This window comes from Delftia acidovorans NBRC 14950, from assembly GCF_001598795.1.
GTDB classification, from domain to species: Bacteria; Pseudomonadota; Gammaproteobacteria; order Burkholderiales; family Burkholderiaceae_C; genus Comamonas; species Comamonas acidovorans.
The window spans coordinates 85552-102101 of sequence record NZ_BCZP01000003.1 but is presented as its reverse complement, the minus strand read 5'-3'; the positions used below and the strand labels follow the sequence as shown (position 1 = coordinate 102101).

General features: G+C 65.7%; 14 protein-coding genes. 4 read left to right on the top strand and 10 right to left on the bottom strand.

What is annotated here, in order from left to right; translation table 11 throughout:
• Window position 1: 1 nt before the first annotated feature.
• From hpaI to DA1_RS04920, 4 genes are read right to left on the bottom strand one after another with little or no spacing between them, the layout of a single operon-like run.
• A complete protein-coding gene (hpaI, locus tag DA1_RS04935) occupies window positions 2–808 on the bottom strand; it encodes a 4-hydroxy-2-oxoheptanedioate aldolase (protein WP_034391406.1) in 807 nt (268 codons plus the stop codon).
• A gap of 30 nt (window positions 809–838) precedes the next feature.
• Window positions 839–2338: an NAD-dependent succinate-semialdehyde dehydrogenase gene (locus DA1_RS04930; RefSeq protein ID WP_034391408.1), complete on the bottom strand. Its 1500-nt coding sequence runs from the start codon at window positions 2336–2338 to the stop codon at window positions 839–841.
• 35 nt (window positions 2339–2373) lie between these two features.
• Complete coding sequence (locus tag DA1_RS04925) at window positions 2374–3903, bottom strand: UxaA family hydrolase (RefSeq protein WP_034398286.1); 1530 nt, start codon at window positions 3901–3903, stop codon at window positions 2374–2376.
• Window positions 3904–3945: 42 nt separating this feature from the next.
• Window positions 3946–4941: a Bug family tripartite tricarboxylate transporter substrate binding protein gene (locus tag DA1_RS04920; protein WP_034391410.1), complete on the bottom strand. Its 996-nt coding sequence runs from the start codon at window positions 4939–4941 to the stop codon at window positions 3946–3948.
• Window positions 4942–5078: 137 nt separating this feature from the next.
• Between DA1_RS04920 and DA1_RS04915 the strand changes: the two genes are divergently transcribed.
• A complete protein-coding gene (locus tag DA1_RS04915) occupies window positions 5079–6008 on the top strand; it encodes a LysR substrate-binding domain-containing protein (RefSeq protein WP_034391412.1) in 930 nt (309 codons plus the stop codon).
• A gap of 53 nt (window positions 6009–6061) precedes the next feature.
• Entirely contained in the window at window positions 6062–7075 is a 1014-nt protein-coding gene (locus tag DA1_RS30225; RefSeq protein WP_155294192.1) for a hypothetical protein, read from the top strand.
• A 407-nt stretch (window positions 7076–7482) separates the two neighbouring features.
• Here DA1_RS30225 and DA1_RS04910 read toward each other — a convergent pair whose 3' ends face one another.
• The 4 genes from DA1_RS04910 to DA1_RS04895 are packed head-to-tail and all read right to left on the bottom strand — an operon-like array spanning window position 7483 to window position 11123.
• Window positions 7483–7803 (bottom strand): 2Fe-2S iron-sulfur cluster-binding protein, encoded by a 321-nt coding sequence (locus DA1_RS04910; RefSeq protein ID WP_034391415.1) that lies wholly within the window; start codon window positions 7801–7803, stop codon window positions 7483–7485.
• Window positions 7800–9035: an NAD(P)/FAD-dependent oxidoreductase gene (locus DA1_RS04905; RefSeq protein ID WP_034391417.1), complete on the bottom strand. Its 1236-nt coding sequence runs from the start codon at window positions 9033–9035 to the stop codon at window positions 7800–7802. The genes DA1_RS04910 and DA1_RS04905 overlap by 4 nt, the downstream gene beginning before the upstream one ends.
• Complete coding sequence (locus tag DA1_RS04900) at window positions 9032–10084, bottom strand: IolE/MocC family protein (protein WP_034391419.1); 1053 nt, start codon at window positions 10082–10084, stop codon at window positions 9032–9034. Before DA1_RS04900 ends, DA1_RS04905 begins: the two co-directional genes overlap by 4 nt.
• 10 nt (window positions 10085–10094) lie before the next feature.
• Entirely contained in the window at window positions 10095–11123 is a 1029-nt protein-coding gene (locus DA1_RS04895) for an aromatic ring-hydroxylating dioxygenase subunit alpha (protein ID WP_034391421.1), read from the bottom strand.
• A gap of 116 nt (window positions 11124–11239) precedes the next feature.
• Here DA1_RS04895 and DA1_RS04890 point away from each other — a divergent pair, with 116 nt between their 5' ends.
• A complete protein-coding gene (locus DA1_RS04890) occupies window positions 11240–11998 on the top strand; it encodes a TetR/AcrR family transcriptional regulator (RefSeq protein WP_034391423.1) in 759 nt (252 codons plus the stop codon).
• On the opposite strand, the gene DA1_RS04885 is transcribed toward DA1_RS04890, so the two are convergent.
• On the bottom strand, window positions 11989–13068 hold the full coding sequence (locus DA1_RS04885) for a porin (protein WP_062794103.1): 1080 nt from the start codon (window positions 13066–13068) through the stop codon (window positions 11989–11991). The two genes, DA1_RS04890 and DA1_RS04885, sit on opposite strands and share 10 nt — an antisense overlap.
• A gap of 342 nt (window positions 13069–13410) precedes the next feature.
• Here DA1_RS04885 and DA1_RS04880 point away from each other — a divergent pair, with 342 nt between their 5' ends.
• On the top strand, window positions 13411–14745 hold the full coding sequence (locus DA1_RS04880) for an MFS transporter (protein ID WP_373861016.1): 1335 nt from the start codon (window positions 13411–13413) through the stop codon (window positions 14743–14745).
• Between the two features lie 19 nt (window positions 14746–14764).
• On the opposite strand, the gene gorA is transcribed toward DA1_RS04880, so the two are convergent.
• Window positions 14765–16114: a glutathione-disulfide reductase gene (gorA, locus tag DA1_RS04875; protein ID WP_034391427.1), complete on the bottom strand. Its 1350-nt coding sequence runs from the start codon at window positions 16112–16114 to the stop codon at window positions 14765–14767.
• Between the last annotated feature and the right edge of the window lie 436 nt (window positions 16115–16550).

Genomic DNA, 16550 nt, shown 5'->3' with positions numbered 1-16550 from the left:
TTCAATAGGCGGCAGCTGCCTGCTGTGCAGGCGCGGCCACCGGCGAATCATCGAACTGCCCCCGCAGCCTTCGCGCCGCATTCGCAAACAGCAGCACATCCACGCCCACGGCCACGAAGCTGCAGCCCAGGTCCAGGTAGCGGCGGGCCAGGGCGGGGTCCGAAGTCAGGGTGCCGGCCGCCTTGCCGCTGGCGATGATGGTCCTCATGGCGCCCTCGATGGCGGCCTGCACTTCGGGGTGGCCCGGGTTGCCGCGGTGGCCCATGGAGGCGGCCAGGTCGGCGGGACCGATGAAGACGCCGTGCACGCCGTCCACCGCGCAGATGGCTTCAAGGTTGTGAAGCGCGGCCACGGTCTCGGCCTGTACCAGCAGGCAGACCTCGTCGTCGGCCACTTGCAGGTAGTCGGCGCGTGCGCTCCACTGCGATGCGCGGCCCACGGCGCTGCCCACGCCGCGCACGCCCAGCGGCGGGTAGCGCGTGGCGGCCACCACGGCGCGCGCCTGTTCGGCCGTGTCCACCATGGGCACGAGCAAGGTGGTGGCGCCTATGTCCAGGATCTGCTTGATCAGGGCCGTGCTGCCTTCGACCACGCGCACCACGGCCTGGGCCGGGTGCGGGGCCACGGCCTGCAGCGCGGCCAGGGTGCTGCGCACGTCGTTGGGGGCGTGCTCGCCGTCGATCAGCAGCCAGTCGTAGCCGCAGGTGGCGGCAGCCTCGGCCAAGTAGGGGTCGGCCATGGACAGCCACAGGCCGATGCGGGGCTGGCCTGCGGCCAGGGCGGTCTTGAAGGGGTTATGGGCTGGCATGGTGTCCGGTGATGTCGTTGAGGGAAAGATTCAGTCCAGCAGGCCCTGGCAGACGTACTTGGTGTGCAGGTAGTCGTCCAGGCCGTGGGTAGAGCCCTCGCGGCCATAGCCCGATTCCTTGACGCCGCCGAAGGGCGCTGCCTCGGCGGCCAATGCGCCTTCGTTGATGCCGACGATGCCGGTCTCCAACGCATCGGCCATGCGCCAGATGCGGCGTGCGTCGTTGCTGTAGAAGTAGGCGGCCAGGCCGAAGGGCGTGTCGTTGGCGGCGGCGATGACCTCGTCCTCGCTGTCGAAGACGGTGAGCGGCGCCACGGGGCCGAAGGTTTCCTCGCAGGCGCAGGCCATGGAGGCATCGGCGCCCGTGAGCACGGTGGGTGCGTAGTAGTTGGCGCCCAGGGCATCCAGGCGCCTGCCGCCCGTGAGCACCCTGGCGCCGCGCGCCACGGCGTCCTGCACATGGCGCTCGATCTTTTCCACGGCGCGCGCGTTGATCATGGGGCCGATCTGCGAGGCCGGGTCGCTGGCCGGGCCCACGTGCAGCGCGGCCACGCGCGCGGCCAGCTTCTGTGCAAACACGTCGTGCACGCTGCGGTGCACGAAGACGCGGTTGGGGCACACGCAGGTCTGGCCGCCATTGCGAAACTTGGCGGCCATGAAGCCGTCGACGGCGGCATCGATGTCGGCATCCCCGAAGACGATGAAGGGCGCATTGCCGCCCAGCTCCAGCGAGAGCTTCTTGAGCGTGTCGGCGCTGCGCCGCGCCAGGTGCTTGCCCACGGGCGTGGAGCCCGTGAAGGTGATCTTGCGCACGCGCGCATCGTCCAGCCAGACATCCACCACCTCGGGCGTCTTCTCGCGCGAGGCCGTGACGATGTTGAGTACGCCGGCCGGCACGCCCGCCTCCTGGGCCAGCAGCACCAGGGCCAGCGAGGTCAGCGGCGTGTCTTCCGCGGGCTTGCAGACCACGGTGCAGCCGGCAGCCAGTGCGGGCGCGATCTTGCGGGCGATCATGGCGGCCGGAAAGTTCCAGGGCGTGATGGCGGCCACCACGCCCACGGGCTCGCGCAGCGCAAACATGCGCCGGCCCGGCACGGGTGCGGGAATGATCTCGCCGTTCATGCGCGTGGCCTCTTCGGCAAACCATTCGATGTAGCTGGCCGCATAGGCGACCTCGCCCTTGCCCTCGGCCAGGGGCTTGCCCTGCTCGCGGCTGATGAGGCGGCCCAGGTCGTCCTGGTGGGCCAGCACCAGGTCGTTCCAGCGCTTGATGATGGCGGCGCGCTGTTTGGCAGGCGTCTTGCGCCAGGCGGGGAAGGCGGCATGCGCGGCGTCCAGCGCGGCGCGGGCATCGGCGGCGCCGGAGTCGGGCACCTCGGTGATCAATGCGCCCGTGGCGGGGTCGGTCACGGCCAGGCGTGGGGTTGGGGCGGAGGGCGTGGCAGTCGCAGTCGCAGTCGCAGTCGTCCATTGGCCGGCGATGAAGTTGGCGCTGCGTAGCAGCTCGGGGCGGGTCAGGGTCAGTGGCATGGAATCGGTGGATGCAGGTGTTGTAAGGGGGCCGCTCAGCTCACGATGCCCAGGTGCCAGGGCACGAACTCATGGTCGCCCAGGCCCAGGGCCTCGCTCTTGGTGGGCTCGCCGCTGGCGTGGCGCAGGATCTGCGCGAAGATGCGCTGCCCCATCTCGGGCACGCCGCATTCGCCGTCCACGATCAGGCCGCAGTTGATGTCCATGTCTTCCTCCAGGCGCCGGTACATGGGCGTGTTGCTGGCCAGCTTGATGGTGGGCGCGGGCTTGCTGCCGAACATGGAGCCGCGCCCCGTGGTGAAGCAGATCAGGTGCGCGCCGCTGGCAATCTGGCCCGTGGAGGCCACGGGGTCGTAGCCCGGCGAGTCCATGAAGACGAAGCCCGGCTCGGTGATGGGCTCGGCGTATTCGTAGACGGCGCGCAGCGGCGTGGTGCCGCCCTTCATGGCCGAGCCCAGCGATTTCTCGAAGATGTTGGCCAGGCCGCCGGCCTGGTTGCCGTGGCCGACCACGCCGTTGAACTGCGCGTTCTGGCCAGCCGCGTAGCGCTCCCACCAGGCCAGGCGGTCCAGCAGCTTCTGCCCCACGGCAGGCGTGATGGCGCGGCGCGTGAGCATGAATTCCACGCCATGGATCTCGGGCGTTTCCGACAGGATGGCCGTGCCGCCGTGGCGCACCAGGATGTCCATGGCCGCGCCCAGGGCCGGGTTGGCCGTGATGCCCGAAAAGCCGTCCGAGCCGCCGCACTCCAGCCCGATCTTCAGGTGGCTGGCGCTGACCGTGCTGCGCCGCGCGGCGTCGGCCTCAGGGAGCATCTCTTCGATGGCGCGGATGCCTGCCTCTATGGTCACGCGCGTGCCGCCCACTTCCTGCATCACCAGGGTGCGCATGAGCCGGCCTTCGCTCAGGCCCTGCGACTCCACCAGGGCATCGACCTGGTTGCGCTCGCAGCCCAGGCCCACGATGAGCACGCCGGCCAGGTTGGGGTGGCGCGCATAGCCGGCCAGCGTGCGGCGCAGCACGTCGAAATGCTCGCTGGGCGAGGACATGCCGCAGCCGCTGGTCTGGGCAAACGCCACCACGCCGTCCACGTTGGGGAATGCCGCCATGCGCTCGGCCGTGAAATGCGCGGCAATGCGCTTGATCACCGTGGCCGAGCAGTTCACCGACGACAGGATGCCGATGAAGTTGCGCGTGCCCACGCCGCCGCCCGCGCGCACAAAGCCCTGGAAGCTGGCGCGCTGCGCCTCGGGCACATAGTCCACGGGCCGCACATCGGCGCCGAAGGCCGGGTCGCGGTAGTAGTCCACGATGCGCAGGTTGTGGCTGTGCACATAGTCGCCGGCCTCCAGTTCGCGCATGGCCACGCCGATCACGGTGTCGTACTTCTTCACCTGCTCGCCCTCTGCGATGCGGCGCGCGGCGATCTTGTGGCCCGCGGGCACCTGGGCGCGGGCGCGCACGCCCAGTTCGGGAATCTCCTGGCCCAGCGACAGAGCGGTCTTGGCGACCAGCACGTTGTCGTTGGGATGCAGGTGCAGCAGGGGGCTATCGGTGCGGGACATGCGGGGCATGAGGGGCTTTCATCGATGTGGGTTCGCGGGCTGTCAGCCCTTCATCAATTCGCGCAGCTTGAGCTTGTCGATGAGGACGGTCTCTTTTTGATAGACCGTGTTGACGTATTTCTCGTAGTCCGGGCCGTCCAGGTAGAGCAGCGGCGCATCCAGCTTCTCGGCCACGGACTTGAACTCGGGGCTGGCCACGGCGGCGCGGAAGGCCTCGCGCAGCCTGGCCGCCACGGCCGGGTCCAGGCCACGCGGCGCGCCAATGCCGTTGGGCGCATCGACCACCACGTCGTAGCCGCATTCGCGCAGCGTGGGCACGTCCTTGAAGCGCGCCGTGCGCTGCTCGCCCCAGGTGGCCAGCAGGCGCAGCTTGCCGGCCTCCACATGGGGAGCCCAGGAGCTGGAGTCGGCCAGCGCATCCACATGGCCGCCCAGCACGCCCTGCAGTGCCTCGGCGCCGCCCTTGTAGGGCACATGGTTGAGCTGTATGCCGGCCACGCCCGCAAATTCCTCCATGCCCACATGCGTGGCACCGCCCACGCCTGCATGGGCATAGGTCACCTGGCCAGGCCGGGCCTTGGCGGCGGCCACGAAGTCCTTGAGCGTCTTGAAAGGCGAATTGGCGGGCACGGCAATGCCGAAGGTCTGGCCCGAGGTGCGCGCGATGTAGGTGTAGTCCTTGCGCGGATCGGCCTGCAGGCTGCCCAGCTGCGAAAAGCGCGTGACCGAGATGGGAATCTGGCCGATGGTGTAGCCGTCCGCCCTGGCCGAGGCCAGCGCCTTGGCGCCGATCATTCCCGATGCGCCCGCGCGGTTCTCCACCGCGATCGGCTGGCCCAGCAGCTTGCCGGCCACCGTGCACAGCGCGCGCATGGACTGGTCGGCCGTGCCGCCCGCTGGCCAGGGGCAGATGAAGGTGATGGGGCGTTCGGGCCAGTTCTGGGCGAAAAGAGGTCCGGTGGCGGCCAGTGCGCTGGCGCCGAGCGTGGCGAGCACGAATTCGCGCCGGCTTGCATGGCGTGTGCGTGGGGTGTTCATCGCTTGTCTCCTGTATTGGCTTTTTGCAGCCCTGTGATCCGGGCCTTGGGCTGACTGGCGCGATTGTTCAGCGCCTGATCATGACAATCCAATGAAAAGATAGACTGGCTTCATAACCTCAAAGCTATGAAGACCCCATGAGCAAGATAGACCGCGTGCTGCGCTCCAACCTCAAGCTGCGCCACCTGCAGCTGCTGGTGGCCCTGGACCAGTTCCGCCACCTGGGCCGCGCCGCCGAGTTCCTGGCCGTCACCCAGCCCGCCGTCTCCAAGACCCTGGCCGAGATAGAGCGCATGCTGGACATGACGCTGTTCGAGCGCTCCACGCGCGGCACCGAGCCCACGGCGGCCGGCGTCAGCATGGTGCGCTTTGCGCGCTCGGTGCTGGCGGGCTTTGAACGCACGCGCGATGAAATGGCGGCCGAGGCCAGCGGCACACGCGGGCGCACCAGCGTGGGCGCCATGGTGGTGGCCACGCCCGTGCTGCTGGCCCGGGCCGTCGAGCAGTTGAAGGCGCGATCGGCCCAGACCACGGTGCTGGTCGAGGAGGGCGATCTCACGCGGCTGCTGCCCAAGCTGCGCATGGGCGAGCTGGACCTGTTCGTGGGCCGGCTCGAACCCGGCTATGCCTCGCCCGACCTGGAGACCGAAGCCCTGTACGACGAGCCCATGGTCGCCGTCGTGCGCCCCGGCCATGCGTTGCTGGCGCAGGCTGCGAGCTGGCAGGCGCTGGCCGACATGCCCTGCGTCATGCCCCCGCCCTGGGCATCGCTGCGCGTGAAGCTGGAGCAGCAGTTCTTCGCCCACGGCCTGCATCCGCCGGCCGATCTGGTCGAGTCCGCCTCATTCCTGTCGCAGATCAGCTTCCTGCACCAGCGCGGCGCCGTGGCCTTCATGGCGCGCGGCGTGGCGCAGCATTTCGCGCAGCAGGGGCTGGTCGCCGTGCTGGACCTGCCCGTGCCGATCGACCTGCCGCCCGTGGGCCTGATCACCCTGCGCGGCCAGCCGATGACGGCGACGACGAGATTGCTGGTGGAGTGTTTGCGGGCGGTAGCGGGTAGACGCTAAGACTGATGGAGTGTCAAATGTGGTGGGATTTAAATTTGGGATGAGAAAGAATTATGTTGAAGGTTTTTTGCGTTGTTTTGATTGTTTTTATTTATTTGTTGGTGAATGTGTTTCTTGCAGCTTGGATATGCAGGAGTTGGAGTTTTTACAGAAGGATGGCTTCTGTTATTTTTGAAAAACAGCTCAGATCAATATCTGGTACATGGGTCTGGATTATATCTTTTTTACATATTTCATCGATGGCTTTATTGTTTTTTTCTCTGAATAATTCGTTTAATCTATTTTGGTTTTTAGTGATTGTTCTGGGTTATGTTTTCTTGGTTTCTTCTTTGACCTTGTCTGTTTTTTCAAAAATAAATTTCTTCAGAATTCTCTGGGCTGATGTATTCTTTAGAATTGCTTTGTTGGTTCTTCCTGTATTTGTTGTTTATCTGGCCAGAGGTTATGCATCTGTAATGGTTGGCGATATTTTGAAAATTCATGCCTCAACTGTGCCTATGGCAAGTATTGCGGCAATATGTATTTTTTTGTTGACGTTTGTTTCTCTTTTATTGAGTATTTTTGCGTTGATGTTTGAGGTTGCCTTTCTTACTGTGTTTTCTAAAATAGGTGATAAGAAGCGAAAATCCACAGGTAAAATATTTCCTGTGTTGTTTTCTTTGAATAGATCAAGTGATGTCGGAATACTTGTTCATACGCGGGTCCATTTGAGAAAGATCGGAATGGCTATTTTGCTGTTCATGAGTTTTTTGGCCTCTTATACAGGTGTGCACGTGGCAACAATGGGGTTTTCTAAAAATTTCGTAGAGATTATTCTGTCGGCAATAGTTTTTGAATTTGATGCTGGCCCAGCAAATAAGTGTGCTCTCACCGAAGAAGAAATGAAATTGGTAGTATCTACTGATCCAGTAATGAAAGTGATCCCTGTTCCTAGCAATCACGAGAGGGCCTTTTTGATAAGCAGAAAAAGCGATCTTTTTAGGAAAATCTCATGGAATCAGATGAAAGTAAAATCGGCAGAGCAAAGGGGGATTATTTTTCATAGAATGGTGGATTGCTATAAGTAAGGGCTAATGGTGTGGGTGAGTAGTAGATCCGAAAGAATCTAAGACTGTATGCGGGGCTTCATCAGTCGTCTTGCTCTAGGCAACGGGGTTTGGGATTGCTGGTCACAGTGGCCTGAGTACGATATAGCTCAAGTCTCGAGTGCAGCAGTAGCGCCCCCTTCTTAGTTGCAGAGCAGCGAGAGTCTAGATCTAGAATTCCAAATAGTTGAGTCGGCGTTTGACATGTTCAAGACAGTGGCTCCGGTGATGGCAGAGAGTGGGATTCTGCTCACGATAGCAGCAGCTATGTCTGTCTTGGTCGGTCTCTCACCCATTGCAATGCTAGTCAACGCGCAGGAATATCCAGCCATACGCGTTCAAAGGCAGTTTCTGAAGATGCCTCCCGAATGCCGAGGGCGGTACCTGCGTCAGCTTTGCGCCACCGGCATGCCCACTACCAGCCCATTCAGCTGTGGCGATACCGTGATCTGGCAGGCCAGCCGCGAGTCGCCGCGCACGTCGAGGGCGAAGTCCAGCATCTCCCTTTCGCCGCCCTGGGCCGGGCCCACGCGGTCCAGCCACTCCGGTTGTATGTAGACATGGCAGGTGGCGCAGGCACAGGCGCCGCCGCATTCGGCATCGATGCCCGGCACGCCGTTGGAGACGGCGGCGCGCATGAGGCTCTGGCCGTCCGTGGCCTGTACCACGTGCTCGCGGCCGCTGTGTTCTATGAAGGTGATGGTGGTCATGGCGTGGGTGGGGCTTTTGGGGGGAGGGGCGGGAAACTGGGGTGGGCGCAGTGCGTGGCGGCGATGGCCTTGCGCGCTGCCATGAATTCGCCCGGTGAGTTCACGCATTCGGCGGCGCGCAGCTGGCCACCGCGCAGGTGCAGGACGGCGAACCTGCCGCTGGCCGGGTCGCCGCGCAGCACGGTCTGGTCGCCATGGCCGGGCAGGCCGGCGATCTGCAGCTTGGTGTCGTACTGATCGGACCAGAACCAGGGCGCTTCATGGGCGGGCAGTGCGCGGCCCGTGATGGAGCAGGCTGCGCGCCGGGCCTGTTCGAGCGCGCTGGGCACGCTTTCGAGCCGGTGCAGCCCGGGGTAGCCGGCCAGGGGGCGGCGCGTGGCATCGCCTATGGCGTAGATGCCGGCCATGGCGGTACGGCCTTCGCCGTCCACGGCAATCCCGCCCGCGCAGTCCAGGCCGAGGGACTGCGCCAGCTCCACGCTGGGCGCTGCGCCCACGCCGATGAGCACGGCATCGCACTCCAGGCGGGAGCCATCGGCCATCCTCAGGCCCGTGATGCCGGTGGGGCTGTCGCCCTGGATGGCGGTGACCGAGGCGTTGAAATGCACCTCCACGCCCTGGCCTGCATGCAGGCCGTGCAGATGTGCGGCCATCTGGGGCGAGGTGCTGCGCGACAGCAGCCTGCCTTCGCGCTCGATGACCCGGACCTGCACCCCCAGCTTGCGGGCCGTGGATGCGACTTCGAGACCCACATAGCCGCCGCCGATGATGGCCAGGCAGCGGGCGGTCTGCAGGTGGCCCCGCAGCGCCTGCGCGTCTTCCATGGTGCGCAGGTAGGTCACGCCGGGCCGCTCACCCCCGGGCAGGGCCAGCCAGCGCGGTGCGGCGCCTGTGGCAATGACCAGGTGGTCGTAGTGCAGTGCCGACCCGTCGTTCAGCGCTACCTGCCGCGAGCCCGGCTCTATGGCCATGGCGCGCACGCCCAGGCGCAAGGCAATGGCCTGGTCGGCATAGGCGCTGGCGGGCCGCAGCAGCAGATCGTCCGGGCCCATGGCCTGCTGCAGCCAGGCCTTGGACAGCGGCGGGCGCTGGTAGGGCGGCAGGTCTTCGCCGCCGACCAGGGTGATGGGGCCCGGGTGGCCGTACTGGCGCAGCAGGGCGGCCAGGGTGCCGCCGGCATGCCCGGCGCCGATGATGACGGCATGGCCTTGGGCGTGTTGTGCGGGGGTCATGATGCACCTTTGCACGAGGCCTGGACTGCGGGGCGGGCGCAGATTTCGGCCCAGGCTTGCCGCATGAAGCGTGCGGCCGCCACGTTCTGCGCCAGCAGGTCATAGCGTGCGCCCAGGCCGTAGTCGGGCAGGTTGATGAATTCGGTGGTGAGGTGGCGCAGCGGGCTGTGCGGGTGCGCGTGGTGGTAGGCCAGCACCTTGCGGATGGCCTCTTTGGAGGGCTCCAGCAGATAGGCGTGCCAGGGCGAATGCCATTCGCCGGGGCCGGGCCGCAGCATGGGGTACTGGATGCCCCGGCCCGGGCTGCCGTCTTCGTTGCGGTGCCACAGGTTCAGGGGCTGGTTGGGGCCGGCTGCGCGCAGCTGGGCCCAGCGCACGATGCCCATGTCCAGCCATTGTTCGCACAGCGAGCCGGGCTCGAAGGGGTCCAGCACCAGTTCGCCGCTCTCGACCAGCTCGCGCACGCCCGACAGTTCCTGCTCGGCCGGGTTGCCGATCTTGAAGTTCACATGGCTGTAGTCCAGCGTGAAGTGGAAGGGCACGCCATGCGCCTGCACGCGCCGGGCCACCTCGCGTACGCGCAGGAAATCCTCGGTCCACATGTTGACGTGCAGCTCGAAGCTGGGCTCCACGCCCAGAGCCATGGCGTCGTCGTAGACGCGCAGGTAGTGGTCGGTGATCTCGGCATCGTCCAGCACATGGCCGTCGCGGTGGTGCTTGAAGGTCATGATGTTGTGGCAGCGCGCGCCTATGGCCTGGCAGATGCGCAGGTTGTGGGCCAGCAGGGCCTCGTCCTCGCCCAGGCGGTAGAACCAGCTGGCCGTGTGCACGGGCAGGTTGAACTCGGCGATGGCGGCCTCGTACTCGGCCATTTGCGTGCGCAGAGGCAGGCGGTCGAAGCAGTCGAAGGCGCCGGTTTCACTGACCAGGCGGAACTGCTCGCGTATGGGCAGCTCCTGAAGGCCGATGGGCTGGTGGCGCGAGGAGCGCTGCACGCCACGGCCGTTGCAGCCGATCGGCGGGAGGGTCGGGTGGGTATCGTCGTGCATGGCCCGCTCCTCAGCCGCCCGTGGGCGCGCCCTCGATCATGCGGTCCACCATGCGGCGCATGCGCCGGGGGGCCGCATCGATGGCGATCTTGATGGTCTTGCGCGTGGCAAAGCGCTTTTCGTTGCGCTCTATGGCTTCGAGGATGGCCTTGTCCTCGGCGAAGGCGACGCGGAAGTCGGCAGAGAGGGCCGCATTGGTGTCGGCATCGGCCGTGAAGTTCTTGACGTGCAGCCAGTGGTCGATGGAGGTGTTCCGGTCCACGGGCGTCATGAAGTGGCAGGCATAGATCTGCATGCAGTTGTCGCGCCGGCCCTCGGGGGCGCCCGTGCCCGTGGCGGCACTGCCGAAGTCGATGATGGCGATGCTGGGCGCGTGGTAGTGGTAGTAGTGCCAGCGGTCCACGTTGCCGCTGAAATTGCCGTACTTGGCGAACAGCGGAATGGCCGGCGCATCGATGATCCAGCGCCAGGTGACGATGCGGCCGTCCAGCTCCTCGTGGTGCACGGGGATGTCCTCGCTGGCCGCGTTGCCCAGCGTGCTCAGGTGAACGAAGCTCACATGGGCGGGGTCGCAGAGGTTGTCGGCCAGGTTCAGGTAGTTGGCCTCTATGCGCAGCGCATCGCCTTCGACGGCGCTCCACGCCGGGTCGTGGTACTGGGGCAGGTCGAACACCGGCACGCTGTCGGCGCGCGAGGGATCGCCCATCCAGATCCAGACCAGGCCCATGTTCTCCTTGACCGGATAGGTGGTCACCACGGCGTTGCCCGGGATCATGTCCTGGCCCGGCACGCGCGTGCAGCGGCCGCTGCAGTCGAAGGTCAGGCCGTGGTAGCCGCATTCGATGGCATCGCCCTTGAGCTTGCCCATGGACAGCGGCAGCAGGCGGTGGGGGCAGGCGTCCTCCATGGCCACGACGGCGCCGGCCTCGGTGCGGTAGAGCACCACGTCGCGTTCGACGATGCGGTGCGCCGACAGCTGGCGGCCCACGTTGCGCGACCAGGTCAGCGGGTACCAGGTATCGAGTACATAGGTTTCCATGGGGGCTCTCCTTGTTGAGTGTTCACTCAATTTTGTTTGAGTGAACACTCAATTTCAATATGGCGTTTTTCCCTAGAATGGCCGACGCAACGCCCCATTCACCTGACGCCGTGCCCATGACCACTGATCCCGAGGAAGTTCCCGCCACCCCGAAGCGCAAGGCTGCGCCCGCCAGGAAAGCCGCTGCGAAGTCGGCCCCTGCCAAGGCGTCTGCGGGGCGCAAGCGGACTGCCAAGACCGGCAAGACGACCAAGGAGGCCATCTTGCTGGCGGCCGAGATCGAGTTCGCCAGAAGTGGCTACGACGGCGCCAGCGTGCAGCGCATCGGCAAGCAGGCCAAGTGCTACGAGAGCCTTCTCTACTACCACTACGGCAGCAAGGACAAGCTGTTCGCCGCCGTGCTGGAGAACGCCTACCGCAAGCTGGTGGAGGCCGAGGCGAAGCTGCTGGTGGACTTCGACGATCCGCGCGCGGCGCTGGAGGCCGTGGTGCGCTTCATGTGGCGCTACTACCAGGAGCACCCGGAACTGATCTTCCTGCTCAACACCGAAAACCTGCTCAAGGGCAAGCACCTGAAGAAGGCCTCGGGCATACGCGACTTCTTTCCCAATGCCATCACGCTGCTGCGCAAGGCCGTGGAATCGGGAATGGCCCAGGGCCTGTTCCGCCCCGATGTGCACATCGACGATCTCTACATCACGGTCATGGGACTGGGCTACTTCTACCTCTCCAATCGCCACACGCTGAGCGCCTTCTTCGACAAGGAGCTGCTGCAGCAGGCCGAGCTGCAGCGCTGGGGCGACCACATGGTGGAGACGGTGTTGCGCGTGGTGCAGCAGCCACCGGTCCAGCCCCAGCCCAGGACTCAGAAATAGTGGCGCAGGCCCAGGCCCCAGGTCTGGCCGCTGCCGGCGCCCGTGCCCGTGATGCGGTCGTGCAGGCTGTTGAGGTAGATGTCCGTGCGCTTGGACAGGGGGTAGTCATAGCCCACGGCCCAGGTGTTGCGCCTGGCCTCTTCGGCGCCCGAGGTGCGCGCATGGCCATATGAGGCCAGCACGGCGCCCGGGCCTGCGGGAATCGACAGGCCGAACTGGCCGCTGTTCCTGCGGCGGTCTGCGCCGGCCACGGTGTCGGCCAGCCGCTGGTATTGGGCGAACAGCTTGACCATGCCCAGATCGTAGGAGCCGCCCAGCAGCCAGGCGCTCTGGCGGTCAAAGCCGGTGGCGGTAGCGGTGGTGGCGGCATTGGGATAGGCCACGTTCTGGTAGGCGAGGGCGGCGGCGAATGCGCCGCCCGCATAGCCGAGGCTGGCGCCGTACTTGTCCGCATCGCGGCGCTGGGACGCGGGCGTGCCGGCAGGCGGCTCGAACGAATACTGCAGCCGTGCCGTGAATCCGCCCCAGGACGGGCTGGTGTAGAGCAGGCTGTCACTCCAGCCCGAGTCGCCCCGCAGCGGCGCGGCGGCCGTGCCGTTGGGCCCGAAGCTGTGCAGCACCGCGGGTGAGAACGAAAAGGACCCTGCATACGGGTTGACGGCGATGGTGGCCAGCCAGTAGGGCGTGGTGTTGCGCCCCAGTTGCAGCGTGCCCCAGCCGCTGCTCAGTCCCACATAGGCGCTGCGCGCAAAGAAGGCGTCATTGGCAAAACGCCCTTCGGCGCCGCTGTCCGCGCGGTAGAAGGCCTCCAGTGCAAACACGGCCTTCAATCCAGAACCCAGGTCCTCCGTTCCGCGCAAGGCCCAGAAATTCGTCTGCATGCCGCCTGGCGTGAGCACGCCCGTGCCCTTGTCCGCGCCCAGCGGGCGCGAAAACCCCGCGAAGGCATCGATCTGACCCTGCAGCGTGACCTGCGCGCCCGCCGGCAGCGAGGCGATGGCATGGAGCAGGGCAAGTGCCGGGGCGGCCAGGGCAATGGCGTGTCCTGTCCTTGAATGCAGTCTGGGCATGGGTGTCTCCTTGGTTCTGATCACGGATGTCATTCCGCGGGTTCGGTGTTTTTAAAGCGTATGCACTTGAATTGAGTCGGGTTCACTACAAAGGAGCACCAAGGCATTGCGTGAGTTGATGCCCCTTGTTTCCCTTGCGTGCAGGGATTTTTGTGCGACTTGATCGATGATTGCTATCGGGAAACTACTTGATTTGTTTTTGACTATCGTGCGTAGCATTGAGCGTAGGCACTTGAAATTTCCACTGCAGACAGATGTTTCCGCCGGATCCGGCTGCAGTGCGCCAACGCGGCGACGCAGGGCCATGAACGGTGGCAATGGTCAACACAGCAAGGAGCTGAAATGTCAGTTCACAGCAATGCAGGCATTGGCGGTATGCAGGGGCAGGGGGTCCATTTGCGGGAGCAGGAGAAGGAGCGGCGGCAGCTGTACGGGCGCGTGACGTGGCGGCTCGTGCCCTTCTTCTGCCTGTGCTACCTGGCCGCCTATCTGGACCGCATCAACGTGGGGCTGGCCAAGCTGCAGATGCAGCAGGACCTGGGCTTCAGCGAGACGGTCTACGGCCTGGGTGCGGGCCTGTTCTTCGTGGGCTACATCCTCTTCGAGGTGCCCAGCAACCTGGTGCTGGCGCGCACGGGCGCGCGGCTGTGGATCGCGCGGATCATGATCACCTGGGGCCTGATCTCGGGCGCGACCATGTTCGTGAGCACGCCCATGCAGTTCTATGTGCTGCGCTTTCTGCTGGGTGTGGCCGAGGCGGGGTTCTTTCCCGGTGTCATGCTGTACCTGACCTACTGGTATCCCACGCGCATGCGCAGCAAGATCATGGCGCTGTTCCTGATCGGCCTGCCGCTGGCCAGCCTGGTCGGGGCTCCGCTGTCGGGCTGGATCATGACGGCCTTTGCCGGCGTGCGTGGCCATGCGGGCTGGCAGTGGCTGTTCTTCCTGGAGGCGATTCCCTCGGTGGTGCTGGGCCTGCTGGTCTTCGTCTACCTGCCCAACAGCATCGAGTCGGCCAAATGGCTGTCGCCGCGCGACAAGGGCGTGCTGCGCGCCAACCTCGACAGCGACAGGCTGGCCGAGTCCCACCATTCGCTGTGGGCGGCGCTGTCCAGCGGCCGGGTCTGGCTGCTGGGCATGATCGACCTGAGCCTGATGATGTCCACCTATGCCATCAGCTTCTGGCTGCCCACCATCATCCGCGAGGCCGGGGTCAGGAGCACGGCCGAGATCGGCCTGCTCACGGCCGTTCCCAATGCCTTTGCCATCGCTGCGCTGCTGCTCAACGGCATCAGCTCCGACCGGCGCCGCGAGCGGCGCTGGCACATCGTGCTGCCGGCACTGGCGGGCGCGGCCGCCATGGCGCTGAGCACGCTGTACACCGGCCATGTGTTCGCCACCGTGCTGCTGTTCTCTCTGGCGACGGCGGGCATCATGGCAGCCTTTCCCGTGTTCTGGTGCCTGCCCGCCACGTTCCTGACGGGGCCGGCGGCGGCCGCAGGCATTGCGCTGATCGCCTCCATTGCCAACCTGGGAGGCTTTGCGGCCACCTATTTGCTGGGCTGGCTCAAGGATCTCACGCACTCGTCGAGCGCAGGCCTGCTGCTGTTCGCAGCGTGCCTGGTGGCCGGCAGCCTCTTGACGCTGGCCCTGCCCAAGGCCGTGGTCAACCGCTGAGGTCAGGCTGTGCGCCTGTTCAGCGCATGGTCACGAACTCCTCGGCCGCCGTGGGGTGGATGGCCACGGTGTCGTCGAAGTCCCGCTTGGTGGCGCCCATCTTGAGCGCCACGGCAAAGCCCTGCAGCATCTCGTCCATCCCCAGGCCGATGCCGTGTATGCCCACGATGCGCTCCTCGGGGCCCACGCAGACCAGCTTCATGCGCGCGGGCTGGCGGTGGCGCGTGACGGCCGTGTACATGGCCGTGAAGGCCGATTGGTAGACCTTGACCTGATCGTCGCCAAAGCGCTCGCGTGCCTGCGGTTCGGTCAGGCCCACGGTGCCGATGGGCGGGTGGCTGAAGACCACGGTGGGTACGTTGTCGTAGTCCAGGTGCTCGCCGGTCTTGCCGTTGAACAGGCGCTCGGACAGGCGCCGGCCTGCGGCCACGGCAACGGGCGTGAGTTCGATGCGGCCCGTGATGTCGCCCACGGCGTGGATGCCGGGCACATTGGTGTCCTGGAACTTGTCCACCGCGATGTGGCCGCTGTCCTGCAGCGCCACGCCTGCGGCCTCCAGGTTCAGGCCCGAGGTGTCGGGTCGGCGGCCCACGGCCCAGACCACGCAGTCCACGGTGTGGCTGCTGCCGTCCTGCAGTTGCAGATCCAGGCTGCCGTCGGCATTGCGGACCACGGCCTTCGGGGTGGCCTGGCGGTGCACGGCGGGGCCTTCGGCCTCCATGATCTCCATCAGGGTCTGGCTCAGCAGCGGATCGAACCCGCGCAGTGCCGAGTTCTGGCGCAGGAACAGATGGGTCTGCGAGCCCAGCGCGTGCAGCACGCCGGCAATCTCCACGGCGATATAGCCGGCACCCACCACGGCCGTGCGCGCAGGCAGGGCCTTGAGGGCGAAGAAGCCGTCCGAGTCAATGCCCAGCTCGGCGCCCGGAATGTCGGGCCGTGCCGGGCGCGTGCCCGTGGCGATGAGGATGTGATCGGCACTGAGCCGCTGGCCGCCCACCTCCACGGTGCGCGCATCCACGAAGCGGCCAAAGCCCTGGATCAGCTCGACCTTGTTGCGTGCCAGGCCGCTTTCATACGAGGCATGGATGCGGTCGATGTAGGCGCTGCGGCTGTCCAGCAGGCGCTGCCAGTCCAGGCGGTCGACGGTGGCATCCCAGCCGTAGTCGGGGCCGTAGCGGTGCATGGCCTCGCCGATCTGGGCCGCATGCCACATGACCTTCTTGGGCACGCAGCCCACGTTGACGCAGGTGCCGCCGATCTCGCCGGCTTCGATCAGCGCGCAGTGGCGCCCGTGCATGGCGGCGCGGTTGGCCGATGCAATGCCGCCGCTGCCGCCGCCGATGACGATGTAGTCGTAGTGCTTCATGGAGATTCCGTGCTGTGTCTGAGCGGCCCGAATGCCGCAGCCGGCCATCTTGCCCTGTTCGCCGGCCAGGGGCCTGCGGCGGGGGCAATGCCGCCATCTCCGCGCCCAGACGACGGCCCGGTCGACCGGCACATCGCCGCTTTGCAGGCCCGGGGGGCGGCAGGAGTGTGCTGGCGGGTGACGGGACCGTGGCGCGGCAGCCCGCGTTGCGCAGGGGGGCGGGACGCACTGTCAAGAAAAGCGCAACGCGCAGTCAAGGCGCGGGCAGGTGCGGCCGCTAGGCTCCTGCATTGCCGGTACACCCGGCATGGACCAGAAGAACAGCAAGTTGAAACGGGAGTGCATATGAGAGAACGAGGCAGTCGCCTTCAGGCGGAATTTTCCAGGGCCATGATGCCGTGGGTGGCGGTATTCGGAGCAGGCCTGCATTGCGCTG

What these genes read in the sequence shown, in the direction of transcription:
- DA1_RS04885 (WP_062794103.1), bottom strand. Translation starts at nt 13,068, where the DNA reads ATGCCCAGACTGCATTCAAGGACAGGACACGCCATTGCCCTGGCCGCC.
- hpaI (WP_034391406.1), bottom strand. Translation starts at nt 808, where the DNA reads ATGCCAGCCCATAACCCCTTCAAGACCGCCCTGGCCGCAGGCCAGCCC.
- DA1_RS04915 (WP_034391412.1), top strand. Translation starts at nt 5,079, where the DNA reads ATGAGCAAGATAGACCGCGTGCTGCGCTCCAACCTCAAGCTGCGCCAC.
- DA1_RS04910 (WP_034391415.1), bottom strand. Translation starts at nt 7,803, where the DNA reads ATGACCACCATCACCTTCATAGAACACAGCGGCCGCGAGCACGTGGTA.
- DA1_RS30225 (WP_155294192.1), top strand. Translation starts at nt 6,062, where the DNA reads ATGTTGAAGGTTTTTTGCGTTGTTTTGATTGTTTTTATTTATTTGTTG.
- DA1_RS04920 (WP_034391410.1), bottom strand. Translation starts at nt 4,941, where the DNA reads ATGAACACCCCACGCACACGCCATGCAAGCCGGCGCGAATTCGTGCTC.
- DA1_RS04895 (WP_034391421.1), bottom strand. Translation starts at nt 11,123, where the DNA reads ATGGAAACCTATGTACTCGATACCTGGTACCCGCTGACCTGGTCGCGC.
- DA1_RS04890 (WP_034391423.1), top strand. Translation starts at nt 11,240, where the DNA reads ATGACCACTGATCCCGAGGAAGTTCCCGCCACCCCGAAGCGCAAGGCT.
- DA1_RS04880 (WP_373861016.1), top strand. Translation starts at nt 13,411, where the DNA reads ATGTCAGTTCACAGCAATGCAGGCATTGGCGGTATGCAGGGGCAGGGG.
- DA1_RS04905 (WP_034391417.1), bottom strand. Translation starts at nt 9,035, where the DNA reads ATGACCCCCGCACAACACGCCCAAGGCCATGCCGTCATCATCGGCGCC.
- DA1_RS04900 (WP_034391419.1), bottom strand. Translation starts at nt 10,084, where the DNA reads ATGCACGACGATACCCACCCGACCCTCCCGCCGATCGGCTGCAACGGC.
- DA1_RS04925 (WP_034398286.1), bottom strand. Translation starts at nt 3,903, where the DNA reads ATGTCCCGCACCGATAGCCCCCTGCTGCACCTGCATCCCAACGACAAC.
- DA1_RS04930 (WP_034391408.1), bottom strand. Translation starts at nt 2,338, where the DNA reads ATGCCACTGACCCTGACCCGCCCCGAGCTGCTACGCAGCGCCAACTTC.
- gorA (WP_034391427.1), bottom strand. Translation starts at nt 16,114, where the DNA reads ATGAAGCACTACGACTACATCGTCATCGGCGGCGGCAGCGGCGGCATT.